The sequence below is a fragment of the Vibrio sp. KUL80 genome (assembly GCF_059725495.1).
The window spans coordinates 2,181,991-2,205,888 of record NZ_AP045841.1; the positions used below are offsets into that span (position 1 = coordinate 2,181,991).

Genomic DNA, 23,898 nt, shown 5'->3' on the forward strand with positions numbered 1-23,898 from the left:
AGTTGATACTAAATGACAGCCAACTATCCACGTGTCACCTCCAAAATTCGTTTTTCCATACCGTTCTTGATTGAGCGAATCACTTCATCGTGATCGGGTGCGAACATGGCGTGCACCACGAGGTGTTTCTTGTCTTCCGTCACATCCAGACTTAAGCTGCCCGGTGTCAGTGACACCATGTTAGCAAGCAAGGTGATCTCAAGATCTGAGGTCACATCAAGCGGGACATAGATGATGTCTGGATCGCTAAGATGCGTCGGCGTGACCACATCCCAGACCACATGGGCTGCCGATATCAGCATCTCGTAGCAGAAGTACAGGAATAGCTTTATAGAAGCACTAAAGCGCTTGAAGTAGCTCGACTTAAGTCCAAATGGCTGACTCAACCTAAGAGCGAAGTAACCCACCACGAAACCAGTAACAAAGCTCAAGCCTGTGTATTCACCATTGAGTAGCATCCATGCGCCACCCAAAAACACATTCAAAAAGAAATAGTTCATGCACCACCTCCTAGAACGGCATGGATATAAGCACTAGGGTCAAGAAGCTGTTCCGCCGCCGTAAAGGCAAACTGGAAGAAAGGCTCAGCCGCAAAACCAATCACTAACGTCATTGAGGTCAACACGACAATGGGTGCGTAGTACAAGGCTCTGGTTTTTTTGCAAAGTTTTTCACCTGAAGTCTGCCCGTCTTGCTTTGACGGTTTTGCCTTCCAGAACACTTCGCTCCAGATCTTGGTCATGGAGAAGATAGTTAATAAACCGACGAATAACGCGACAGCCGCTAGCATGTAGTACTCGTTTTGCAGGCTGTCTTTGATAACCAAAAACTTACCCCAGAATCCTGACAATGGTGGGAAGCCAGCCAAGGAAAATGCCGGTACTAAGAACAAGAAAGCTAGCAATGGTGTCGCTTTGTACATACCACCTAATTCACTCAGCTCACTGGTTTGGTGCTTGCGTTCAACAAGACCACCAATGAGGAAAAGATTCGCTTTGACGATAATGTGGTGAACGATATAGAAAATCGCCCCCGCGAGGGCAAGCGGGGTATACAAGGCAAGACCCATAACCATATAGCCAATTTGACTGATGATGTGGAAAGAAAGGATCTTCTTCACATTGTATTGGCTTGCCGCCCCTAATACGCCCGTTAGCATGGTCAGTGCTGCCACCCAAATCATGAGTGGTTGCCAGCCACTGTCTGCCAGTGGAAACACGAGGGTAAATACGCGCATTAACGCATAGATTCCAACCTTAGTGAGCAGCGCAGCGAAGAGCGCCACCACACCGCTTGGAAGTGTGTGGTAAGACGCCGGAAGCCAGGCAAACAAAGGAAATAGCGCCGACTTAACCGCAAAGCCAAATAGGAACAGCGCAGCTAGCAGAACCTTGGTCTGAGGAGCGATGTCAGCCGCTTTGCTGTGTAAGTCTGCCAAACTAAGTGTGCCAGTTGCACCGTAAAGTAAGCCGATGGCAAGTAAGAACATGAGCGTCGAGATAAAGTTAAGCATCACATACTTAACCGCACCGTCCACTTGTTGACGATTTGCGTCGAGCACCATCAGACCAAATGATGCAATCAGCATGACTTCAAACCAGACATAAAGGTTGAAGATATCTCCGGTCAAGAAGGCACCATATACGCCAGCAAGGAGCACATGAATCAACGAGTGGAACACGCCATATGACGGTTTCTGTTTCAGATCCGCCATCGCATAGAACACACTCACCACACCAATGATAGCCGTGATAACCACCATTGCCGCGGAAAGAAAGTCAGCAACGAATACAATGCCAAATGGCGCAGCCCATTGACCAAACGCCACAGCCTGAGGGCCGTTATCCAGAATACCGTTGATTAAGAACACGCTGCCGAGCAAGGTAAACAGCGCACTCGTGCCGCTTATCGCTTCAGCAAGCTTGTGATTGTGTCTCGTAAAGAACACCAAAACGGCGGTCAAAACAGACATGATAACAGGCAAGGTTAACCACATTGACATTACGCCTGCTCCTCAGAATATTTCATTTCATCGATATCCGCTGATTGCGTCTCTTGGTAAGCGCGGTAGAACAGCACCAAAGTAAAGACTAAGAGTCCGAAGCCAATAACGATTGCCGTCAGAATTAATGCTTGTGGCAACGGGTTAGCCGCGTCGACATGCGGTAGCACGGCATCACCATCAATGAGCGGTGGGTTACCGACCGTTAATCGACCCGCGTTAAAAATGGCTAGGTTGACCGCACTACTCAGTTGGATCAGGCCAAATAAGACTCTAAGCAGATGCCTCTCTAGCATCAGATAGATGCCAGATGCGACAAACACACCAACGACAACACTCCATAACATTTCCATCAGTCCATCTCCTCCGTTACATGGAGGATCATTCCCATCACCCCACCAATGACACCTAGGTAAATACCAATATCGAAAATAAGTGGCGTTCCTAGCGGTAACACGTCTTTCCACCACAGACCTGTCAGGAATGGCAGGTTGAACACTAGACTCACCGCACCAGCAGCGAAACTAATGAAAACCCCCAGCATAGCGATACTAAACGGCGCGTAATGCAGCCTTTCTCGAACATATTGAGGAGACTCAGCGAACATAAGAAGCGATAAGCCTATTACCGCGATAAGTGCGCCAATAAAGCCACCACCCGGTGAGTTATGGCCACGCATCAACAGATACAATGAGAACACCAACATTAGAGCCGCAACAATATGAGACGCCGTGCCCAAGATCAGTGACTTCACTTTTGTGGATGGCACACTTCCTGGCTTAAGCAAGCTCACTGCACATAGACCTGCCAGCGCGACGACTAACACTTCACCGAAGGTATCGAACGCTCGGAAGTCAACCAGAATTACATTAACAATATTGCGACCATGACCGCCTGGCACACTCTGTTCGTTGAAGAACTGAGATACCGACATGTCCATTGGCTCAGCCGTGATCGAAAGCAGCACCATAGTGACTGCGATACCAATACTGCCCGCCACCAAGGCGTGGATAGTGCGGCGTCCTTTTGAGTGTTGTTTAACCGTCGAAAGCTTAGGCACGTGGCGCATCAACAGAACGAGGAAGACAACCATTAGGGTTTCGACTAGAAGCTGAGTCTTTGCGACATCCGGCGCGCTATAGATCATGAATACCAAAGTGGTCATGAAACCAATCATGCCAAGTGCCGCTACCGCTAAGAACTTGGTTCTTGAGATAATCACTACAAACGATGAGACAATCAGCAGTGCCGCGATCACGACTTCATACAGCTTGATGCCTTCTAAACGACCCGCGAACTGACTGAGCGACATTGGGGTTTGACTGATAAGCAGTACCGCTAACGCTCCAAACGATAGCAGCCCATAGACGCTCATGCGCTTGGTTTGCAGCATATTAGTTTGCCACTTAGCAAAGCTCACCATGGCTTCAAGCAAGTTATCAAACACTCGGTTGGCACATGGCAATTTTGGTAGCGTACGTTCTAGCAAGGCGGTAAGCGTTGGGTAGACTTTGTACATCAACACACCAAGCAATAAGGTAATGCCACTCAGAATGAGAGGTGTATTAATGCCATGCCACACTTTCACTGGGTCCGGATCAGACACAGGTGCAATGGTCGTTACCCCTGGGATAATCACTTGCTCATTCAACCAGCCCAATCCAGCAACAGTTGCAATCACACTGACAATTGCGAGCATAAACGGTGGGATCCACAGACCTTTGTTGATCTCCACAGGCTTAACTTTGGTTGGCTCACCTTGATGACGTGTCGTAAATGGCTTAATGAGTAGCACCATGACCAAAGTCACGGTCAACGCGTTCACCAGCACCATCAAAAACACAGCCCAGTTGCTCACTTCTAGCCCCGCCTTATACATGTACTCCTTGCTGAGGAATCCAGGTAGTGGAGGAACACCTGACGTCGATAGAACCGCAATCACCGCGGCAACAAAGCTTATCTTTAATACTGAGCGTAAGCCGCGTAGCTGACTGATCTCACGTGTGCCTGCCGCTTTATCGACATTACCTACCACCATGAAAAGGCCCGCTTTATAGAGCGCATGAGCGACGATAAGCATCAAGGCTGACTTAAGCGCTAAGTCACTACCAATACCCAACAAGAAGGTCAGTTTTCCAAGTACGACTGTGGTGCTGTATGCCAACATCAGCTTGAGGTCGGTCTGCTTGAGTGCCATCAATGCGCACCACAAGGCCGTAAACCCGCCCATGATCGTCAGGGTGTAGAACCAGAGTTCAGTCTGTGCATATATCGGAGAGACAACGGCCAATAAATAGATACCCGCTTTTACCATAGTGGCAGAGTGCAGATAGGCACTCACTGGAGTTGGCGCCGCCATGGCATTGGGTAGCCAGAAGTGGAATGGGAATTGAGCTGATTTTGTCAGCGCACCCAGCAGAATAAGCACCAGAGAAGGCAAAAACAGTGAATGACTAGAAAGCTCACCGGCCTGCGACAAAATGCCAGTTAGCTCGTAGCTGCCCGCCATAGAACCAAGCAGAATAAGTCCAGCAAGCAGAGCCAAACCACCCGCACCGGTAATTAACAATGACTGCAGTGCATTCTTTCTAGACTTAAGCGCCTCATGGTTAAACCCGATTAAGAGATAAGAGGTTACAGTCGTCAGTTCCCAAAAGACAAACAGCAACAACACGTTGTCACTAAGAACAACACCTAGCATCGCCACCATAAACGCCGTTAAGTAGCAGTGAAAGGCAAATCTTTGTTTATGTTCTCTCAGGTACGCTAGCGCATAAATCTGCACCATAGTCCCTATTCCGCTAATCAAGCAGGCAAACAAAAACGACAGCCCATCGAGTCGAAAACTCAATGCTAGTCCCAAACTTGGGACCCAAGGAAGGCTCCAACGGACGCCTTCAGGGCTGTATAGCGACAACACTGCCGCTAAGATCAGTAACGGAAACAACGCAAAAAGACCGAACCATAGAGATGAGCTTGGCTGCTCCGCTCTAGTTATTTGGTCTTGTGCTCCGCTATTAATGACGGCTCTCTCGATACTCAAGGTAACACTCACTTCTCTCTAACTATTGTGCAACGTATGCGGGTTTATTTTTCGTCCAGATTAGGCTCCCTGATATAAACTTCGGAAAATCCGAACCAAAAACCACATATGCACTATAAAAATCGAAGCCAATTCTATCCTTGAGCCGTTCTAAGGTTCTAGGTAGGAACTGTAAAATTCGATGCAAGAGTTAAATAAAGCGTTTCTTTAGATGAGAAAGTTCGACTATTTGCGCCCAAATTTTGCGAATTAGGCAGATTAAATGTCTATTTGTAACGAACTGTCACGAGCAGGCTAGTCATATTACATGACTAAGGTAGGAAGGTTACTAACGAGCGTCAAAAAGCCCGGATTTAAGACTGCTATTCGGGCTTGAAGTTCATTGTTTTACAGAATTATTGAGGGGCTTCAATCTTCATCTCATTCAATCCACCAGCGTTATGAAGCGCTGTAAAGCCTTTGGAAGATAGATATTGCAAGGCTTGACCAGAACGATTGCCGCTGCGGCAATAAAGCACTATCGGTTGCGACTTGTCGAGATTTCCGATGTATTTATCCAATTCCGAAAGTGGATAGTTTACAGCTTGATCGAGATGGCCCTCGCTAAACTCAGCTGGTGTGCGGACATCGATGACCATCGCTCCCTCCTCTATCCACTGCCAACCTTGCTTCGCCCTTTCACTTGCTTGAACAGAGCTAAATGCAAACAAAAGGCTAAGCAGAAAACAGTTAACAAATATCTTCATATTCTCTCCTTGGTAATCACACGGGAAGTCGTCGCAAACTTTGAGTTTAGCGCAGCCTTTCCAGTACGATATTTTGATCTAACTCTTCATGATACGGCTGATAGTCGAAGCCACGATCAAAAATATACGCTGTGACCAAGGAGCGCACACAACTGACCAGCTCTTCTGCCTTCCAAGGTTTCTCGAAATAGTGACTCACGCCTGCAGTGTTAATTGCGGTGATGGTGTCTGAGTGTGTCGCTTGTCCAGTAAGCAACACCTTTTTAGTCTCTTTAAAACGACTGTCGCGTGATAGCTCGGTCAAAAGCTCTACACCTGTCATACCTGGCATCACATGATCAGACACAATCACAGCAATGCTTTCACCATCGGCATCAAGGTCTTCAATGAGATCCAGCACTTCTTCACCAGACTCACAGTCTTCAATGTTTAGCCAGCTTGATAAGGGTTCAAGATCTTGAATGACGGCACTGAGTACCTCTCTTTGGTCATCAACACAGATGACGTTAAGCTTCTCCATATGCTTCTCCTACTGGTAACTTGACACGAAAGATAGTGCGAGTCTCATCGCTTTTAACCGCAATGGTCCCCCCTATCTCGCTGACGATTCGTTTTACAATTGATAGTCCTAACCCCAAACCGAATGAGAGACCACCTTTCTTAGTGGTGAAGTTAGGCTGAAAGATTTTTCTGCGCGTTGGCTCATCGATTTCAGGGCCGTTGTTGGCAATCGTGACCAAAATACGCTGATTAACGAACTTAGTTTGAATATTGATATTGGGTGCATCGGTTTGCTGAAGCGCATCACATGCATTCTTTAGGATGTTGCTCCAGATCTGAACATACTCCGTCGACGCACCTTTGATAAGTGGTAGCACTGCGGGCTGCATCCGTACCGAGACTCTTCTTAAATCACTTTGCAGCAGCGCAAGTGCTTTGTTAATTGTATCGTTGATATCTAGAAGCTCATCCGGTTCGCCATCAGTCCGACCCAGCTGTTTTACTGACTTCACTATACCTACAGTGTGCCTAGCGGCAATTTTGAGATCGTGAAGATCTCTACCCATGCCCCAGTACTTTAGGGCTTTAGAGGGGTCAGAAAGCCAAGATTCTGGCACCGTGTTATCACCCAAAGCTCTGGCGAGCTGCTTAGCAATATCTCTGTCTAAGCGATAGTCTCGTTGAAAGCGCTTCGCAATTCGGCGTACTTCACTCGATGAGACAGCCTGTCCCTGCATAAGTCCTACATCAAAGTAGCCGCTTACTTCAGGGTGAAGCTCTTCAAGCAGTTGAAGCAAATCTTGCTGCATTCGCTCTGTTTTGCTGTTGACCACACCAATAGCGTTATTGAGCTCATGAGCGATACCTGCGGCAAGCTGGCCAAGGGTTGTCATTTGCTCAGCAGTATGAAGACGCTGCAGTGCTTTTTCTTTTGCTAACGCTTCTTGCTTGGCTCTTCTTTGACGCCGTGAGAGCTCATTCACCATCACGGGCATAAACTGCGCACTCAACGGACCGTATTGCTCAGGCTCGACCGGCTCGGTGTGTTTATCAATCCAAGCAAGCGTTACGTCGGTTTTTGCAATAACGGTTGATGACGCCACCCAAGTACCTGAGAAAAAGCTGTGTACACCAATGAATGCCCCTTGCGAGGCATTAAACAGTTTGGTGAGCTTGCCATCTTGGTCGCTTTCGAAATATCCCTCAAGCTCCCCTTCTAACACATAATAGAGTCGGTCATTGTGCGCCTCTTGACGAAGCACAACTTGCTCGGCATCGAAAGAGACCTGACGACTTGGCTCTGAAAAATAGTGGCGAACCAATAGTTCCATTGGCATTTACCCTATATGTCCTACTGCATGGAGTAGCCACACCAACACAAAACTTAGCATCACACCAACCACACCTAAAATCACACCCACACGCGCCATCTGACTACTTTGTACATGCCCTGTTGCGTGTGCAAGTGCGTTTGGCGGCGTACTGATTGGCAAAGACATACCAAGTGACGCTGCAAAAGTTACCACCAAAATCAATGTAAGTTCACCGCCGAGTGGCGTCAGTGATGTCATTGATGTGCCTAGTGCGGCCATAATCGGCATTAACAAGTTTGCCGTCGCTGTGTGCGACATAAAGTTTGCCATTAACAGACAAAGGAAAGCAGCACCAAATAGCACCACATAAGGTGAGAATTCATCAAACGGAATGCTGTGAACAACTAAGCGAGCCAAACCGGTTTTATCGAGCGCTAGACCCAGCGCGATACCACCCGATACCAGCCATAGTACATCCCAAGAGATCTTCTTGAGGTCTTCTTTATTAATGATGCCGGTTAGCGAGAAGATAGCGACAGGAATCAAGGCCACCGTGTAAGAGTTCATGCCATGACTCGAACCCATTAGCCACAAGATAATGGTCAGCGCAAAGGTGATGTAAACCATGATGGCTTTTGGCGTTTTGAGGAACTTGCCTTTAATCGACAACTCAATTTTCTTTTGGTCTGCCGAATAAAGAAAGTTAATCAACATCCACGCTAGCGCCATCATCACAACGACAAACGGTACGCCAAATGCCATCCACTCACCGAAGCTGATGTAGTTATCACCGACCAAGTATTTTAGTGCTATTGCATTAGGCGGTGTGCCAATGGGTGTACCAATACCGCCAATGTTTGCTGCGACAGGGATACACAAAGCAAAGGCGATGCGTCCAGGGTCTTTAGGTCCAAACACCGCTATCACAGGCGTCAGGATCGATAGCATCATCGCTGTGGTGGCCGTGTTCGACATAAACATCGAGAAAATACCGGTGATCAGCATCAGACCAAGCATCACAAACCTTGGATCACTACCAAATGGTTTAAGCAGTACGCGCGCTAAGTTAACGTCTAGGCGATACTTAGTCGCGGCCATCGCAAGAAAGAAGCCACCCAAAAACAGCATGATAATCGGACTGGCAAAGGTCGCCATGATTTCATTGTAATTGAGAAGCTCACCGAAATGCGCTTGCCCTTCTCCTGACCGAAATAGGTATACCCCCTTGTTTGAGACCAACAAGAGTTCGAGAACGATAATGACAACAGACGTGGCGTAAATTGGAATGGGCTCGAATACCCAGCAGAGTGCCGCCAATAGGAAGATGGCAATGACGCGTTGCTGAACTATGGTCAATCCTTCGAAAGGGAATGCGGATAATGGTAGAAGTAGTACGATCAAGGGGATCGATATCGGAATGATATACTTCAGATATTTTTGCATGATACTGCTCGTCCTGAGAATAGATTACTGTGAGCAGTATCACGCCACTATGCAGCCAACGACTTAGCGTAGGATCAAAGTTTCCTCATAAATATCATCAAGTTTCTTGGAATGTGATTTGAGTATCAATTTAGTTCTGGTTGTATTAACCATTCGCCGATTTTGAAAAAACAACGTCATCCCCTTGAAAAAGGGGATCTCATACAACGCGTGAAAAGCCTGATTGGTGTGACTCTGTCACTGGCTGACAATTAGTCATGCGCTTTAGGAGATCCTCGATTTCTCGAGGATGACGTACTTAGCGGGGATATCGGCAATTAATTCAGTTTATTTTTGAGGCTTTCAATCACGGACTGTCTGATTGAGCCAAGTCGCGGTGTTTGTTCCTGTGTAAAAGGGATTGGACGCATTAGGCTGATGGTCTTCAACCCTAGACGAGCCGTCACTAAACCCACACCCAAACCTTGTCCAGCGCGAGCCGATAGTTTTTCAGCCAAATTCATCGACAGTATGTCAGCGCTCGATTCAATGGCCAGTTCACTCGCGCCAGCAATGGCAATGTTCACCAACACCAATTTAAACAGCTTCAACCTTGACCAATAACCCAACTCTACACCGTAGATCTCAGAAATATGGTCGATCATGCGAAAGTTTCGCCACGCGATAAGCAGCATATCAGCAATCGCCAACGGGCTGAGAGCAACGAGTATAGCTGCCTCTCCGGAAAGCTTAGATACCGATGCCATCGCTTTCTTGTCTTGCTCGGTAAGCACCATAGACTGATACATATCCAGCACTTCAGCATCGCTATGGGCGCTATGAACACTGTTTTGCCAACGGTCAAACGCTGGGTTTTCTGCAGGTATCTGCGCTTCTTGAGCCAGTTTTTGGCAGAATTTTTCGCCTTTACCGACTGCGTCATTATCCAATAATGCCTGTGCTTCTTCTTGAACCGAAAAATGGTTCTTGAGCTTGCGAAGCTTATAGAGCTCTTTACCAAACGCGCCGATGCCCATAACGGCAACACCGGTGACCAATGCTGACCAACCTAATGAAAGATAATCACCCGTGGTCGCAGCGGTAATGACGTTGTCGATCGCCTGCCACCCCACAAGACCCGCAAACGCCGTTAGAAAGGTAGTCGCAATCCAACCTTTCTTACTACTACCACGAATGGTCTTTTCCAGCTGTTTTTCATCTTCTTGTTCTACCGAGCTTGCCTCAACAGGAACAAAGGTTTGCTCAGGTTCAAACAGTTTTTGGCTGTTCATGTCCAAAGTTTGTTCAACATTGGACAAATCTTCATTAAAGACTTTTCTGTTTTTCACATCACTCATCGAAGTTTGTCTCCAATCAAATACTGCATCGCTTTATCAAGACGAATATGACCACAAGGAGCATCCTGTGCACTTTCAAGAGGTTTAAATGAGGTAAACTCAAAGCCGTTTTGCTGCCAAAATTCAGGTTTTGGCAACCTAACTGGCACATCACCCGGATACAAGGTTAGCGTTTGATTTTCGAGCGTGGTGCCTCGCAGCGCAGGCGAGCTATCACCACCATTACCAACAAACCCGGCCTCAGTCGCTTGTATTGAAGCAACACTCATACAGCTCATTTCAATATTTTCAAATGCCGTCTCTTGCCACGCAGGGTGAACCATTTGCTGCAACAAACTCACTAAGTTGCCATGCTGGTTCGGTGTCACGTGGTCGGCCTTAGTCGCCGCAAATAGTATTTTGTCGATCCTCGAGGCAAATAGGCGTCTGAGTAGGTTCGACTGACCGTAGCGAAAGCTCTTCATAATCTGCTGAAGCGCTTGCTTCATGTCATTGAATGCTTCGTCTCCAGCCATTAGAGGCTGTAGACAATCCACCAGAACGATTTGACGATCAAAGGTTGCAAAATGCTCTTTATAGAACTGTTTAACCACCTTGGTTTGATACTCTTCATAGCGACGTTTTAGCATCGCGTAGCCGCTGCTTTTTTGAGGCTTATCCGTCGACGGCTTGCACGGAAAGAACTGCAGAACAGGTGCGCCCGCGAGTTCGCCGGGTAATACGAATCGACCCGGCTGCACCCAATGTAATCCTCGGTCTTTACATTCAAACAGGTACTCAGTGAATGTTTGAGAAATCTCCGCGATAACTTTTTCATTGGCTTCCGCCGCACCATCAAAACTATCTAGTGCTTCCAGCCATGGTTGTGCACACTCACTTCGAATGCCGGAGAGATTAGCAAACTGAAGTTCACTCCACTCTTCGAACGTAAGATCGAGCAACGGCAAATCCAGCAGCCACTCCCCTGGGTAATCAATAACATCGATAAAAAGGGTCGACGTCTTACTCAATAAGCGTTTTGCACCTTTAGCTGGCTTGTATTTCACTGCTAGTCGGATTTCGCTGACATCTCGAGTTGGCTGAGGCCATTCAGGTGGCGTCGAGTGCAGTTGCGCCATCGCATCATCATAGGCAAAGCGTGGAACCATTAAATTCGACTGTGGTACTCGCTTCGCGCCGATAAGACGACCGTCCCTCGCACACTCGAGCAGAGGCAAATTATCGTGTGTCGAGGTATGAAGTAGCTGGTTCACCAATGATGTGATAAATGCTGTTTTGCCCGCCCTAGAAAGACCAGTCACAGCAATTCGAACGTGAGAATCTAGGCTTCGATGCAACAAATCTGAGACTTCTTGACCAATGCGGTTCATTCAACTTACTCCAATACAAATAACGAGGAACAGTGTGCACTATACGAGATTAACCAAATATGAACAAAAAACCCCTGATATTATTCAGGGGCTTAGAGTATTCGGACGCTAGAAAATATTAATCGTCTTCGATGAGTTTGTAGATAACAAACAGAGCAATTTCCAGCAATACGGTCAGCACACACGCCATGGTGACGTATTTTTCGTTGAAGATGCTGATCCCGTGTAAAATCAGGTCATAGCCAACAAAGAAACCCACTACTAGTAGTACTGCGATTTGTAATATTTGTATAAATCGAGGCATGTTTGCACTCTCCTTGGTTCTTTTTCTTCAGTATACGCCTGAATTATAGATAAAAAAAAGTGAGTATGTTTTCACACACTCACTTTTTTGAACTCAAACTAGGATGCGCTTTCCGCTTCCGCGATTTTCACTTTCCACGTATCCGGACCGATTTGGTGAGCATTCGCACCACTCGAATCCACCGCGACAGTCACTGGCATGTCTTCGACTTCAAACTCGTAAATCGCTTCCATACCCAAATCTTCAAACGCTACAATTTTCGCCTTCTTGATCGCTTTCGCTACCAAGTATGCAGCACCGCCTACCGCCATTAGATAAACAGCTTTGTGCTCTTTGATTGACTCAATCGCCGCAGGGCCTCGCTCCGCTTTACCAATCATGCCTGTTAGGCCAGTTTCAGACAGCATCATGTCGGTAAACTTATCCATACGAGTCGAGGTTGTTGGACCTGCAGGACCTACTGCTTCATCGCCTACCGCATCTACTGGGCCAACGTAATAGATAAATTTACCTTTAAAGTCGACACCTTCAGGTAGACCTTCACCACTTTCTAACATGCCTTGAATACGCTTATGGGCGGCATCACGACCTGTCAGAATTTTACCCGTAAGCAGCAGCGTCTCGCCTGTTTTCCACTCTTGAACGTCTTCTTTGGTTATCTCATCAAGGTTAACACGGCGCGTGTTCTCACCCGCTTCCCAAGTAATCTCTGGCCACTCTTCCAGTTTTGGTGGCGTGAGTTCAGCAGGACCCGTGCCATCTAGCGTAAAGTGCACATGACGCGTCGCCGCGCAGTTAGGAATCATACAAACAGGCTTTGATGCAGCATGCGTTGGTGCTGTTTTGATTTTGACGTCAACAACCGTTGTTAGGCCACCAAGACCCTGCGCACCGATACCTAGCTTATTCACTCGATTAAAGATGTCTAAACGCAGCTCTTCTTCCGCATTTTGAGGACCACGGTCGATAAGCTCTTGAATGTCGATGTGTTCCATCAGCGATTCTTTTGCCAGTACCGCTGCTTTTTCTGCTGTACCGCCAATGCCAATGCCCAGCATACCCGGTGGACACCACCCCGCCCCCATAGTAGGGAGTGTTTTCTCTACCCACTCAGCGATATCGTCAGATGGGTTTAGCATTACCATCTTAGTTTTATTTTCAGAACCGCCACCTTTCGCTGCGATTTGAATCTCTACCTTGTCACCCGGCACCATGTTGATATGTACGACAGCTGGTGTGTTGTCTTTGGTGTTGATGCGTTTGCCAGCCGGATCTTTCAGTACCGATGCGCGAAGTGGGTTATCTGGGTTGGTATAACCTTGACGAACGCCTTCATCAATCATCTCTTGCACGGTAAGATCGCTGTCCCACTGAACATTCATACCAATGTTCACGAAACACGTCACGATACCCGTGTCTTGGCAGATAGGTCGGTGACCCTCTGCTGACATACGTGAGTTGATTAAGATCTGCGCGATAGCGTCTTTCGCCGCTTGGCTTTCTTCCTTTTGATAAGCTTTGTCTAGGGCTTGAACAAAATCGAGAGGATGGTAATACGAGATGTATTGCAATGCATCAGCAACGGAGCTGATCACATCTTCTTTACGAATAACCGCCATTGAATACCTCTTATAATTTTAGCTTCCAGGGTGCCGCACTGTTTGGCCTGTCAAACCCTATCCGTTTCTCTCGAAACAACGAAGAAGTGAGTAAGTACTGCGATTGCAGCGCTTAGCATCACTCACTTTAACCATAGTTTTATCAGGGCTAAATGTCCGACTTTTTGTTGTGAAAATATGATACTCTTGCTTTCCACTATGCGCCATGAGTGCGACAACGTTTCTGTCACAGTTTAAGCAAATGAACAAAAAAGAAAGCCAATCTATTCAATTCGTTGACCTACTTTACCAACCAGATTTAGCCAAACGATACTTTGCGTCCATCGAGCACCTCCCATGGGCGATGCTCTTAAAGTCCTCGACGCTAGAGCACGAGAACAATCGATTCGATATTTTAGTGGCGAATCCTGTGGCGACCGTGCAAACCTTTGGCGAGCAATCTCAGATTACAGAAGGCGACCTCGTACGCTCTGATGAAGAAGACCCCTTCACTATTATCGATCAACTGGTGAAAACGAAAATTGGCACGCAAGAGCTAACGACTGACTGGCCTTTTATCGGTGGTGCGGTTGGTTACTTTGCTTATGACTTGGGAAGACGCGTTGAACACATCCCGATGATTGCCGATCACGATATCAGTGCGCCCGATATGGCTGTAGGCATTTATGATTGGGCGCTACTCGTCGATCATCAAGAACAAAAGGCAGTCGTTGCTGGGGTTAATGTCGCAGCTCAACTTGCCTGGCTAAAGAGTCAAAAGCCCCGCGAACGCACGCCGTTTAAACTGAGTACCGAATGGCAATCAAACATGACACAAGATGATTACCAACAGCGCTTCAACTCAGTTAAAGAGTACTTGGCGGCCGGCGACAGCTACCAGATTAACCTCGCACAGCGACACTGCGCTGAGTATCAAGGAAGCGAGTGGCACGCCTTTGATGTTCTAGACCAGCACAACCAAGCCCCTTTTAGTGCATTTATCCGAACAGAAGATAGCGCGATTCTCAGTATCTCTCCGGAACGGTTTTTACAGCTTCATCATCGCGATATCGAAACCAAACCGATCAAAGGAACAAGACCACGATTTAGTGACGCTGACAAAGATCGTCTCAGTGCAGGTGAGTTAGCGAACGCGCCTAAAGATCAGGCGGAGAACTTAATGATCGTCGATCTTCTCAGAAACGACATTGGTCGAGTGGCGAAACCCGGCTCAGTAAAGGTTCCTAAACTGTTCGAGATTGAAAGCTTTCCCGCAGTACATCATTTAGTGAGTACGGTCGTTGGTGAGCTTGATAATCAATACAGTGCCACAGATTTACTCCGTGCCTGCTTTCCTGGAGGGTCAATAACAGGTGCACCTAAAGTTCGCGCGATGGAAATCATTGAAGAGCTCGAGCCTCACAGACGAAGTGTCTACTGTGGCAGTATTGGATACATCAGCGCACATGGTGTGATGGATACCAGTATCACCATTCGAACGCTGATTGCTACAAAAGGAAAAGTATACGCATGGGCAGGCGGAGGCATTGTTGCTGACAGTGTTTGTGACGATGAATACCAAGAGACCTATCATAAACTGGGCAAAATTCTGCCTATCTTAGATAGCCTCTAATCCCCAAGAAGGTCCCCACTTCGCCAAAGTCTGAGTAAGGTCTTTGGCGGTATAGGGCTTAGAAAGAATATCGTCCATACCTACGTCGTAACAGTTCTGTCGCTCTTCCGACGTAGTCCCTGCGGTTAGCGCTACAATGGGTTTTACATAGCTCGCATCTCGCAAGCGTTTGGTGGCTTCAAAGCCGTCCATAACAGGCATTCTGCAGTCCATGAAGATAATATCGTATTCCTGATTGGTCGCATGTTCGACCGCCTCAAGACCATTGACGGCTAAATCGGGAGAGATACCCAATTTGCTGAGCATCTTGGTGATAATAACTTGATTCATCTTTATGTCGTCTACGACCAGGACTTTGAGAGATGACAAATCTAGCTCTGCGGCATTATCCGTCTGCACTTGCTCATTGGCCGCTTGTTGAACCATCGTCTTAAGCGGTAAAAGAACATGAAATATCGTACCTTTGCCGAGCTCACTTTCAAGTGAGATAGTTCCCCCCATTAGCTCGACCAATCGACGACAGATGGCAAGACCAAGGCCTGTACCTTCATAGTTTCGCGAACTCGACCTGTCGGCTTGGGTAAACGGCTGGAATAGTTTTTTCTGTGCGGCCGCGCTAATCCCAATGCCCGTATCGGAAACAGAGATATTTAGCCCGTTGTCGCCATTGCTGACTACAACATCTACTCTGCCCTTATCGGTGAACTTAATCGCATTACCAATGAGGTTCACAAAGATTTGCGTTACACGCTCGAGATCGCCTTTTATCAGCCTTTGCTCAAAGCCATTAGACTTAATAACAAATCCTATCTGCTTTTCCTGAGCCTTGTGCTCAAAAATGCTTCGCAGCGTGGATTCTAGACTTTTCCAAGTGAAATCTGACTCAATTAGCTCCAGCATTCCTGCATCAATTTTGCTGAAGTCTAATAGGTCGTTAATGATCGATCGTAACAGCTGCCCCGACTGACTTAGGTTGTGATGCAAATCTTTCTGACTATCACTCAACCCAGTATCAGCAAGGAGTTCAACACTTCCTAGCAAGCCGTTCAGAGGTGTCCGCAACTCGTGATTGATCATCGCTAAAAACTCACGAGTAGAACGCTCAGATGCCTCGGCTCGCTCCTTGGATTCGACCAAACGAATGTTGATGATTTGACGCGTTATCGAGCTAGAGAGCAACTCACAAACTAAAGACATCTGGCTACTGACAAAATCCATATCAAAGGTAGATTCATCTACGGCCAACTCAAGTTTACCGATGACATCTTGCTCGAGTTCAATCGGTATGCAGGACCTGGCGATATCATCTTTTTCACCCAAGGCGAGATAAGACTTGGTTTGATATTGAGATTTTTTGAGTGTGGGTATCGGCTTGTCTGGTAACTCAATAGAACATGCAACATCATCACTGATTTCAGAGAGTTGATTAACTAACTCTATAACCAGAACATCATCAAGATTTGTGCGCAGGAAAGTACGCCCAAAATGGATTAGGATACGTTCTATTTTTTGCTGAAAATCTAAGCGCAAGAAACTCGCTTCAGAGCGAGCTTCCGTCTGTTTTAATGCAACCTCTAACTGCTGATTGGCATTAAAAAGCTCTAAGCTCTTCTGTTCTAGAAGAGCCTCTGCCGCTTTTCTAGCTGCAATCTCGCGCTTCAGCTTTCGTTCTATGGCAGAACTACTAGGCATGTCATCCTCAGGCTAGAGTCAAATTAAAACGGACGACACTGCTATCTTCTGTTTGTGGAGTCATTTCTACTTTCACTGACTCACCAAAATGTTCAGCACAACCTTCAATCAAGCCCAGACAAACATGTGACATGCAACGAGCGCTCTGATAGTCCATTACCATGTCTGTTTCAGTCTCGCTAATAAAGTGAAACTTTGGCGGTTCAGCATCAGAATAGAGTTTCTTCACTTCAACATGAATATAATCCTCTACATGTCGAATAAACTGAAACGTGGACACACTGCTACCAATGCTCGCATTCTCAGGAATCGAGTTAAGTAGTGTTTTAAATACCGTTTGCCCAAAAACTTGCTGCAGTGTAGCGGGGTCAATATTGGTCTTTTTACTCAAGTTAACAATGAGTTTGACGAGATCTTTGTGGTCGTAACTGCCTACAGCCGTATAGACCCCCTCATCCCCAGACATCTCCAGAACTTCGTCCAAGACATCCAAACCAAACTTCTCCTCAACCAATTCCATGAACTCGGTAAAGATAATTCCTTTCATTCACTTTCTCCGTGCCAGCTAAGTATTCTAAATTGAGGTTACCCTTTAACTTAAAGTTTTAGGACAGTTCTCGACTGATTTCAAATATTGTTAGTTTTCAAACAATAAGTTAAGGCTTAAATAGAATTGTAGAGCCCATAGAAAAGATTAAAACTCGCATTATCGTTGAACTTAGTGAATTGAGTCTTTATAGGCGACCCCGCGACTAGGCATAGTAGCCTCAGAATTGGCTCGAGCGTTAATAGCAACGCAAAGGGCGACATGTTCAACCCCATCGCTAACCAAGTAGACATAGGCATCGAGTTCACGGGAGCATTGACTGTTTAGGTCGACAAACGATCCATCTCCTCTGGGCTCCAAGAATTGTTCGTCTTTAAGCGAGTAGACTCGATCAACAAAGGCTATTGGACTCGCTACTCCTGGAATCATCGCTTTGAGTTCACTCTGATGAAAGCGGGTAACTTTGCTGTTTAAGCTCGATCTATCGGTAAAAATGTCATCAAAAATACCAGGCTCAACACAGATACTGGAGTGATGCTCCGACTCCTGTCCTACTTTGCTATATTTGAGTTTTAAATGGCATACAGTATTATTTTTTCGATGTTCATGTGAAGTTCGTGGATACACGATAAGATAACGACTCGTGCGCTCGCAAACATATCCGCTTTCTAACACTGTCGCTGACACAAGTTCCGACAGCCCTAGATTTGCACAAGTATCAGAGGCATGTTTCTTTGCTATCGTTACCGGAATCATTACCGTTCCATCGCTCAGTATGCTATAGCCCAAAACCTCTGGAGGGCTTACCCCGATAGCTAGCTCTTTCGGAAGCTCTAAAGCTTTCGTCACATCTAAATTACAGCAAGTTGTGAAAGAAACATCTCCCCAAATACAGGTCAAAACGAGTTTGTAGCTGGAGGCCGGGGTCGAGATGAACGCGTAAAACCCATTACCAAAGTCTTTAAAAATGCCCTCTGGGTTTTCGCACAGAACTTGCTCGGGAGATAAAGCATTCGGCTCTGTAAGTTGGCTCTTTAAAAACTCGCGGTTAAATAGCAGCGCACCATTGGATAGGCGTATCAGTAGAGCACCATTTTGTCCTTCGCTATCCATGTGAGCTCCAATTAATACGACGAAAAGTTAATGTGTTCGACCCGAAGCAATAAGCTCTTGTTTCAATTGCTTTGAGCTCATCGGACGATAAAAGTAATAACCTTGAATATAATCAACATCGATCAGTTTAAGCGTCTCAAGTTCTCTAGCATGCTCTACCCCTTCAGCCACTACCTTAATGTTGAGATCATGCGACAGTTGCCTCAGCATGTTAACCGCAAAGAATTTTTGCTTTATTTGGTCGATATCGGTGATGAACTTACGATCTATCTTCAACTCATCAAAATGGAAGTCACTAAAATAGGAAAATGACGAGTTACCGGTACCAAAGTCATCTACGGCTATTTTCACACCCGATGAGCGAATCTTCTCTAAGAGATTGGAGTTATTTATGTTTTTTTCGAAGTAGGACGTTTCAGTAATCTCAATTGTCACATCTTTGTTTGAAACCGGTGAAGCGTTGATAAACTCATAGAGCTCATCGAGATGAGGGGAATCTGTATCGGCAATTGAACAGTTTAAAGAAAGCGTTAGTTTCTGCGGGACACTCGCATCCAAAGCGAGAAACTCCTCTATCGCGCGTTCAGCCACCAACATATCAATGGTGTTGATCATCTTTAGCTCTTCCGCCAGATGAATCATTTCTTGAACACAATAATCCAATTCTGAGAATTGGAATCGGCACAGCGCTTCTAACTTCACCACTTCGCCTGACTTGGTATCCACTATCGGTTGAAAATGAACATCGATTTGTTTGTTTTGAATCGCTTCTAAGAGCAAACTCTCTAGCTTTCTTCGACGAATGCTCGCTTGGACTAGCACTTCATCATAGAAGTTGACGCTACTCGACTTTGAATCATGAACAAACATTGCTTGTACAGATTGGGAAATCACCTCATCCATACCGCACTTGTTAAAGCCATGAAGCGCAACACCTATCTGTCCATCGGATATGTCGTTAACTAAGTGGTCTTCTAAATATTTACTAAGTCCAGAGAAAAACTGCTTGATACAAAGATTAATGGTAGCGACATCTTCAACATCATTTTCCCGTATTTTCAGTAACACAACAAAAGTGTTTCTACCTAGGTAACCAAAGCTATCCGCATCATGGAAAGCTTTTAATGCAGCGAACACTTTTTGGCGAGATTCCGCCTCTAGTTCACTGTAGAATCGAGGACGTAAACTTACGACTATGTACTTTCCTCCTTTTGAAGAAAGTCTCCTTGCGTTATTTCGAAACGCGACTTCATCCATGTCGTCCAAATTAGGCGCACTTGTCGGGTTTTGGACTTTGGGGTACGCAGGCTTTTGATGTTCGCCTAAAAATGTATAAATGAAGAAGCACTGATCTTTAGCGATTTCCACTTTCTTGATATAGACCATTTCAAGCGTAGAACGTGCATCTTTTGCTTTAGTTATTAGCGCGCCGCGCCATTTCGCTTCACGCTCAATGCGCTTCTGAAAAGCCTCAATATGTCGTTTATCACTATGGAAAAGGTCAGCATCACTGATATCCCTTCCTAATAGCGAAATCGAAGATACGCCATGGTCTCGACACAGTTTCTCGTTGGCAAATAAAACTCGATGTTTTTGATTGGTGACTAGAATCCCTCGAGTTGGATCATCCAACACGTGTTCCAAAAGTTCAGTGCTGGCTAGGCGTGCTTCCGTATGTGAAAGCACCTCGATACACCCTTTTACGTTATTGTCTAATATCAAATAGATTTCAAACTTAACGATGATTAGCTCACCTAGTGTTGTTTCTAAAGCAATAGGGACAGCAGAAGGCGAACCAGTAAACTGAACATCTCTTATTAGGGTTAAGATATGGTTCACACTGTCGATAGAGGGTGGATTAATATTAGACTGATTGGCATCGTAACCCAGCACATGCTGCCAAAATGCACCCTTCGACACTTCGGTAGTGATGTCGTGTAAATGTTCCGACCAGAACAATTTTTCTGCTTCAGCCTGCTTAGATAGCATCTTGCTCTCTCTATTTTTATCAGCCAACTACGTGTTGCTCAAAGTCTCTCTTTTGGGACTTTGTTGCACAGAAGCAAACTAGGAGAATCAAAGCCAAATTCAAGCCAATCTTTCCTTGAATCTTATTTTTTAGTTTCTAGTTTACTGTCATGTGGCTCACCTATGGAGGATTCAAATGGATTACGTCTACGTTGAAAACATCTATGACGACGAATATCGGATTGCACCTCCAATGCACACGCGGTTAATCGAGGGGGACATCCCAGAAGAAGAGTTTGAAATTAGAGAGGTATTAGAATGTTGGTACGAGGCAGGCTTTGTCCCTTTTATTAACGCCCAAAACACAAAAGTGAACTTCTGGGAGCAAGTAAGCAACTTCAAAAGACTGACTCAAACTCTAGCAGTGTTGATCCGATGTCGAGCATATCAAAGCGCTCTGAGAAGAATTACCTCTCAGTGGCGAAAGGATTCACTCGAGTGTCAGTACCTTCATTACTTGTTAGAAAAGCAAGCTGCATAGCTAAACGGAAAAATAACGAGCGAAAGCTCTAATTTCATATTTATCAATAGAGAAGCGCTTTAGCTTATGATATGTTAACTGAGTCATCACTACCCATTTACATCATGTACAAATACGTAAAGAACAAACTCGATTACTCTTATTGTGAAACTCTACCAAAAGGAGTCGAACTGAGTGAGCAAGAAATACCACTTGAAGAGATAGAGATTAGGGAGATGATTGAAGCATGGTACCAAAGTGGTTACTCACCTCTATTTGGAGAGGACCAAACATTTTGGAATAGCTTTTCACTCGACTCCAAAAGCACGATAAAAGGAGACTGGCTGTCCTCTTCAGAGCAAGAAAAACGCAGCCGGTTAGAACGCCTCGAATCGACAATCCTAACCGTGCTGCGTAGTCACGCGTACTTTGCATCTTTTAGACGTGTCTTAACGACCTTACCGCAATCCCCAACGCATTCTCGGCTCAACAATCTGCTGTTAAAGGCCTCAAACGAAGCTCCATTACAACACTGATTAAAACGTCGCTAATTACTGACCCAGCCATCAAATCGAAGTCTGTTTTGAAGTTTTGCGACCCCTTCTTGCTGTAACTGTCTGACACGCTCTTTAGAAAGCCCATACATCTCACCAAGACAATCTAAAGTGAGCACCTCTTTTCCAAAAAGTCCAAATCGATGTATCACGATATCTCTGTATTTCTCTGGCAGAGATAGCACCACTCTTTCAAGGCTTTTCAATAACATTTCATCATGACAAGTATCGTACGGCTCAGGTATTGCCTCTGATCGGCACGTATCTAAGCTCATGTATTCTTTGTCTACAATATCAACCGATGAACTCGATTCGATGAAACCACTCATGTGAATAAGCTCACTGACGTGCTTTTGCGAGTTTGCAGTCTGCTCCGCGATTTCTTTGACTGACGGGGCTCTTTTTAGATCAGACACCATGTCATTGGTTTGTCTGGACAAGCGGTTGATCTCTTTGATCACATGAACGGGTAGACGAACAGTGCGTCCGGTATTCATTAATGAAGACTCGATACTTTCGCGAATCCACCACACCGCATAAGTACTAAAACGGAAACCTTTTTCAGGTTCAAACTTATCTATCGCTTTGATCAATCCAAGGTTTCCCTCTTCTATGAGATCAAGAATAGTGTGGTTGTTTAAGCCGCGTTTTGTATAGCCTCTTGCAATCTTAACGACGAGACGCAAGTTTGACTCAATAAGTACGTCTCTCGCCGCTTTATCACCGCGACGTGCAAGCGTCGCATAGTGATACTCTTGCTCGGGGGTAAGTAGGTCGATCCCAACAACGTCTTGGATGTACTTGGAGTAAAAGTCGGCCGTGCCGCCATCGAACTCCGTTTTAGTGTTTTCGATCCTTGCGCTCATGTTCATCTCCATTTTTTATGCGCGACCCCAGCCAACTTATTCATTCTATTGTTTCGAGGTGAGTCGCATAATCAAGAATAGTCACGTTTATGCTATGCATCAAAATTTACTTCATACGCATTACTCAAAAAGTGAGCAAATTAGTAGAAAAGTCTTAGATCTCTGGCAAGGTCGAAGATAAAGTTTAGATCTTCTGGATCACTGACTTCTCTTTTTTATAATCTATACTAAGGTTGTTAAGTATCTGAGTTTGGTAACGAAATAGGGCAATCTCTTAACCAAGTATCGGCAAACATGATAAAAGGACAGTAGGATGATAGATTTCGACGTACTTCGTAGCTACATGGATAATGACGAGGACATCATCGCAGCCGTGTTTATGGCGTTTATGGAAGAACATGAGAATGGCGCAGAAAAAATTCAGTCACTCTACGATGAGCAAAACTGGAGCGAACTCTTTATCACCGCGCATTCACTCAAGGGTATTCTAGCCAGTTTTGGCGAAGCAAAAGCAGTAGAAAGATTAGAAGCGATTGAAGGAACGACTCGTAATGGTGAGGCACCTCAAGCTGACGATATTCAATTTGTTATTCAGGAACTCGGCGTGATTAAAGGTCAGATTAACGAATACCTTGCCTCTGTGGTTTGATTCCTGTTTAGCTCTTCAACCACCAATAAACGCGATAAAGGCTGGAGCTTCGAGATTTTTGTGTCCAAGGTCTAGTAGTAGTGAGTTTTTATGACCAAAACCGATTTTTTAGCACGCTTTCAGCTTCTGCAGACTAAGGATTATCACAAGGATACAAAACAGAGAACCGCAAACGTCGATAGACGCTCACTTCGAGAGGCTAGTGTACTGATCGGCTTAGTTGAACGTGAAAGTAGACTTCACGTCATACTGACGAAACGAGCTAGCCACTTGAAGCACCATCCCGGTCAAATAAGCTTCCCTGGGGGAAAAGTCGAACCTACGGACGACAGCCCGGTCTTTACTGCTATTCGTGAAACTGAAGAAGAGATCGGTGTATCTCACGATCACCTTTCGATCATTGGTAACCTTCCGAAACTGGTGACCGTTACCGCTTTTCACGTCACACCCGTGCTAGCTTTTGTTGATGCAAACTACCGGCCTAAAATCGATACCAATGAAGTCGACTATCTTTTTGAGGTCCCTCTTGAGTTTTTAGCTTCTCCTGAAAATCTGTCTTCTGTTGCTTTTCATATTCAAGGTAAGCGCCATCGTGTTCTGTCTATACCTTATAAAGAACATTTTATTTGGGGTGCCACCGCTCAAATCATCGAAAACTTACAAACTCAATTATTGTTAAACTAATTACTATAATTTCAG

21 protein-coding genes are annotated in these 23,898 nt (G+C 45.6%); 4 read left to right on the forward strand and 17 right to left on the reverse strand.

Features of this window, described 5'->3' with window-relative positions; all coding sequences use genetic code 11:
* Window positions 1–23: 23 nt before the first annotated feature.
* The 12 genes from AC6I8U_RS10060 to AC6I8U_RS10115 form a co-directional block, all read right to left on the reverse strand.
* Window positions 24–500, reverse strand: coding sequence for a Na+/H+ antiporter subunit E (locus AC6I8U_RS10060; protein ID WP_128650050.1), 477 nt, complete (start codon window positions 498–500; stop codon window positions 24–26).
* Entirely contained in the window at window positions 497–2,002 is a 1,506-nt protein-coding gene (locus AC6I8U_RS10065) for a proton-conducting transporter transmembrane domain-containing protein (protein ID WP_498016764.1), read from the reverse strand. Before AC6I8U_RS10065 ends, AC6I8U_RS10060 begins: the two co-directional genes overlap by 4 nt.
* Window positions 2,002–2,355, reverse strand: a complete 354-nt coding sequence (locus AC6I8U_RS10070) for a Na+/H+ antiporter subunit C (RefSeq protein ID WP_042477366.1) — start codon at window positions 2,353–2,355, stop codon at window positions 2,002–2,004. Before AC6I8U_RS10070 ends, AC6I8U_RS10065 begins: the two co-directional genes overlap by 1 nt.
* A complete protein-coding gene (mbhE, locus tag AC6I8U_RS10075; RefSeq protein ID WP_498018352.1) occupies window positions 2,355–5,000 on the reverse strand; it encodes a hydrogen gas-evolving membrane-bound hydrogenase subunit E in 2,646 nt (881 codons plus the stop codon). The genes AC6I8U_RS10070 and mbhE overlap by 1 nt, the downstream gene beginning before the upstream one ends.
* 440 nt (window positions 5,001–5,440) lie before the next feature.
* Complete coding sequence (locus AC6I8U_RS10080) at window positions 5,441–5,791, reverse strand: rhodanese-like domain-containing protein (RefSeq protein WP_498016765.1); 351 nt, start codon at window positions 5,789–5,791, stop codon at window positions 5,441–5,443.
* Between the two features lie 46 nt (window positions 5,792–5,837).
* The gene (locus AC6I8U_RS10085; RefSeq protein WP_128650052.1) at window positions 5,838–6,311 is read right to left on the reverse strand and encodes a response regulator; all 474 of its coding nucleotides are present in this window, start codon (window positions 6,309–6,311) and stop codon (window positions 5,838–5,840) included.
* Entirely contained in the window at window positions 6,298–7,623 is a 1,326-nt protein-coding gene (locus tag AC6I8U_RS10090; RefSeq protein ID WP_498016766.1) for an ATP-binding protein, read from the reverse strand. Before AC6I8U_RS10090 ends, AC6I8U_RS10085 begins: the two co-directional genes overlap by 14 nt.
* A gap of 6 nt (window positions 7,624–7,629) precedes the next feature.
* Window positions 7,630–9,048, reverse strand: a complete 1,419-nt coding sequence (locus AC6I8U_RS10095) for an SLC13 family permease (RefSeq protein ID WP_234493981.1) — start codon at window positions 9,046–9,048, stop codon at window positions 7,630–7,632.
* Window positions 9,049–9,365: 317 nt separating this feature from the next.
* Window positions 9,366–10,385, reverse strand: coding sequence for a YcjF family protein (locus tag AC6I8U_RS10100; protein WP_498016767.1), 1,020 nt, complete (start codon window positions 10,383–10,385; stop codon window positions 9,366–9,368).
* Entirely contained in the window at window positions 10,382–11,755 is a 1,374-nt protein-coding gene (locus AC6I8U_RS10105; RefSeq protein ID WP_498016768.1) for a YcjX family GTP-binding protein, read from the reverse strand. The genes AC6I8U_RS10100 and AC6I8U_RS10105 overlap by 4 nt, the downstream gene beginning before the upstream one ends.
* Window positions 11,756–11,873: 118 nt before the next feature.
* Entirely contained in the window at window positions 11,874–12,059 is a 186-nt protein-coding gene (locus AC6I8U_RS10110) for a hypothetical protein (RefSeq protein WP_042477374.1), read from the reverse strand.
* 98 nt (window positions 12,060–12,157) lie between these two features.
* Entirely contained in the window at window positions 12,158–13,678 is a 1,521-nt protein-coding gene (locus AC6I8U_RS10115; RefSeq protein WP_498016769.1) for a fumarate hydratase, read from the reverse strand.
* Between the two features lie 205 nt (window positions 13,679–13,883).
* Between AC6I8U_RS10115 and pabB the strand changes: the two genes are divergently transcribed.
* Window positions 13,884–15,290 carry an aminodeoxychorismate synthase component I gene (pabB, locus tag AC6I8U_RS10120; RefSeq protein ID WP_498016770.1) on the forward strand — a complete coding sequence of 469 codons (1,407 nt, stop codon included), beginning with the start codon at window positions 13,884–13,886 and terminating at the stop codon, window positions 15,288–15,290.
* Here the strand turns inward: pabB and AC6I8U_RS10125 are convergent.
* From AC6I8U_RS10125 to AC6I8U_RS10140, 4 genes are all read right to left on the reverse strand, one after another.
* Window positions 15,276–16,982, reverse strand: a complete 1,707-nt coding sequence (locus AC6I8U_RS10125; RefSeq protein WP_498016771.1) for an ATP-binding protein — start codon at window positions 16,980–16,982, stop codon at window positions 15,276–15,278. The genes pabB and AC6I8U_RS10125 overlap by 15 nt on opposite strands.
* A gap of 7 nt (window positions 16,983–16,989) precedes the next feature.
* A complete protein-coding gene (locus AC6I8U_RS10130) occupies window positions 16,990–17,529 on the reverse strand; it encodes a heme NO-binding domain-containing protein (protein ID WP_234493987.1) in 540 nt (179 codons plus the stop codon).
* Window positions 17,530–17,700: 171 nt separating this feature from the next.
* Window positions 17,701–18,642, reverse strand: a complete 942-nt coding sequence (locus AC6I8U_RS10135; RefSeq protein WP_498016772.1) for a hypothetical protein — start codon at window positions 18,640–18,642, stop codon at window positions 17,701–17,703.
* A gap of 27 nt (window positions 18,643–18,669) precedes the next feature.
* Complete coding sequence (locus AC6I8U_RS10140; RefSeq protein WP_498016773.1) at window positions 18,670–20,631, reverse strand: sensor domain-containing phosphodiesterase; 1,962 nt, start codon at window positions 20,629–20,631, stop codon at window positions 18,670–18,672.
* Window positions 20,632–20,806: 175 nt separating this feature from the next.
* On the opposite strand from AC6I8U_RS10140, the gene AC6I8U_RS10145 reads away from it, so the two are divergent.
* Window positions 20,807–21,151, forward strand: coding sequence for a hypothetical protein (locus AC6I8U_RS10145; protein WP_498016774.1), 345 nt, complete (start codon window positions 20,807–20,809; stop codon window positions 21,149–21,151).
* A 526-nt stretch (window positions 21,152–21,677) separates the two neighbouring features.
* Here AC6I8U_RS10145 and AC6I8U_RS10150 read toward each other — a convergent pair.
* Window positions 21,678–22,550: a sigma-70 family RNA polymerase sigma factor gene (locus AC6I8U_RS10150; protein WP_446568612.1), complete on the reverse strand. Its 873-nt coding sequence runs from the start codon at window positions 22,548–22,550 to the stop codon at window positions 21,678–21,680.
* Between the two features lie 313 nt (window positions 22,551–22,863).
* Between AC6I8U_RS10150 and AC6I8U_RS10155 the strand changes: the two genes are divergently transcribed.
* Both AC6I8U_RS10155 and AC6I8U_RS10160 read left to right on the forward strand, forming a co-directional pair.
* A complete protein-coding gene (locus AC6I8U_RS10155; RefSeq protein ID WP_446568611.1) occupies window positions 22,864–23,199 on the forward strand; it encodes an Hpt domain-containing protein in 336 nt (111 codons plus the stop codon).
* Window positions 23,200–23,289: 90 nt separating this feature from the next.
* Window positions 23,290–23,883 (forward strand): CoA pyrophosphatase, encoded by a 594-nt coding sequence (locus tag AC6I8U_RS10160; RefSeq protein WP_498016775.1) that lies wholly within the window; start codon window positions 23,290–23,292, stop codon window positions 23,881–23,883.
* The last annotated feature ends 15 nt before the right edge of the window (window positions 23,884–23,898 follow it).

Excerpts from the sequence above, each read along its gene's own strand:
- AC6I8U_RS10060 (WP_128650050.1), bottom strand. The coding sequence starts at position 500 with ATGAACTATTTCTTTTTGAATGTGTTTTTGGGTGGCGCATGGATGCTA.
- AC6I8U_RS10065 (WP_498016764.1), bottom strand. The coding sequence starts at position 2,002 with ATGTCAATGTGGTTAACCTTGCCTGTTATCATGTCTGTTTTGACCGCC.
- AC6I8U_RS10070 (WP_042477366.1), bottom strand. The coding sequence starts at position 2,355 with ATGGAAATGTTATGGAGTGTTGTCGTTGGTGTGTTTGTCGCATCTGGC.
- AC6I8U_RS10080 (WP_498016765.1), bottom strand. The coding sequence starts at position 5,791 with ATGAAGATATTTGTTAACTGTTTTCTGCTTAGCCTTTTGTTTGCATTT.
- AC6I8U_RS10085 (WP_128650052.1), bottom strand. The coding sequence starts at position 6,311 with ATGGAGAAGCTTAACGTCATCTGTGTTGATGACCAAAGAGAGGTACTC.
- AC6I8U_RS10090 (WP_498016766.1), bottom strand. The coding sequence starts at position 7,623 with ATGGAACTATTGGTTCGCCACTATTTTTCAGAGCCAAGTCGTCAGGTC.
- AC6I8U_RS10095 (WP_234493981.1), bottom strand. The coding sequence starts at position 9,048 with ATGCAAAAATATCTGAAGTATATCATTCCGATATCGATCCCCTTGATC.
- AC6I8U_RS10100 (WP_498016767.1), bottom strand. The coding sequence starts at position 10,385 with ATGAGTGATGTGAAAAACAGAAAAGTCTTTAATGAAGATTTGTCCAAT.
- AC6I8U_RS10105 (WP_498016768.1), bottom strand. The coding sequence starts at position 11,755 with ATGAACCGCATTGGTCAAGAAGTCTCAGATTTGTTGCATCGAAGCCTA.
- AC6I8U_RS10110 (WP_042477374.1), bottom strand. The coding sequence starts at position 12,059 with ATGCCTCGATTTATACAAATATTACAAATCGCAGTACTACTAGTAGTG.
- AC6I8U_RS10115 (WP_498016769.1), bottom strand. The coding sequence starts at position 13,678 with ATGGCGGTTATTCGTAAAGAAGATGTGATCAGCTCCGTTGCTGATGCA.
- pabB (WP_498016770.1), top strand. The coding sequence starts at position 13,884 with ATGAGTGCGACAACGTTTCTGTCACAGTTTAAGCAAATGAACAAAAAA.
- AC6I8U_RS10125 (WP_498016771.1), bottom strand. The coding sequence starts at position 16,982 with ATGCCTAGTAGTTCTGCCATAGAACGAAAGCTGAAGCGCGAGATTGCA.
- AC6I8U_RS10130 (WP_234493987.1), bottom strand. The coding sequence starts at position 17,529 with ATGAAAGGAATTATCTTTACCGAGTTCATGGAATTGGTTGAGGAGAAG.
- AC6I8U_RS10135 (WP_498016772.1), bottom strand. The coding sequence starts at position 18,642 with ATGGATAGCGAAGGACAAAATGGTGCTCTACTGATACGCCTATCCAAT.
- AC6I8U_RS10140 (WP_498016773.1), bottom strand. The coding sequence starts at position 20,631 with ATGCTATCTAAGCAGGCTGAAGCAGAAAAATTGTTCTGGTCGGAACAT.
- AC6I8U_RS10145 (WP_498016774.1), top strand. The coding sequence starts at position 20,807 with ATGGATTACGTCTACGTTGAAAACATCTATGACGACGAATATCGGATT.
- AC6I8U_RS10150 (WP_446568612.1), bottom strand. The coding sequence starts at position 22,550 with ATGAGCGCAAGGATCGAAAACACTAAAACGGAGTTCGATGGCGGCACG.
- AC6I8U_RS10155 (WP_446568611.1), top strand. The coding sequence starts at position 22,864 with ATGATAGATTTCGACGTACTTCGTAGCTACATGGATAATGACGAGGAC.
- AC6I8U_RS10160 (WP_498016775.1), top strand. The coding sequence starts at position 23,290 with ATGACCAAAACCGATTTTTTAGCACGCTTTCAGCTTCTGCAGACTAAG.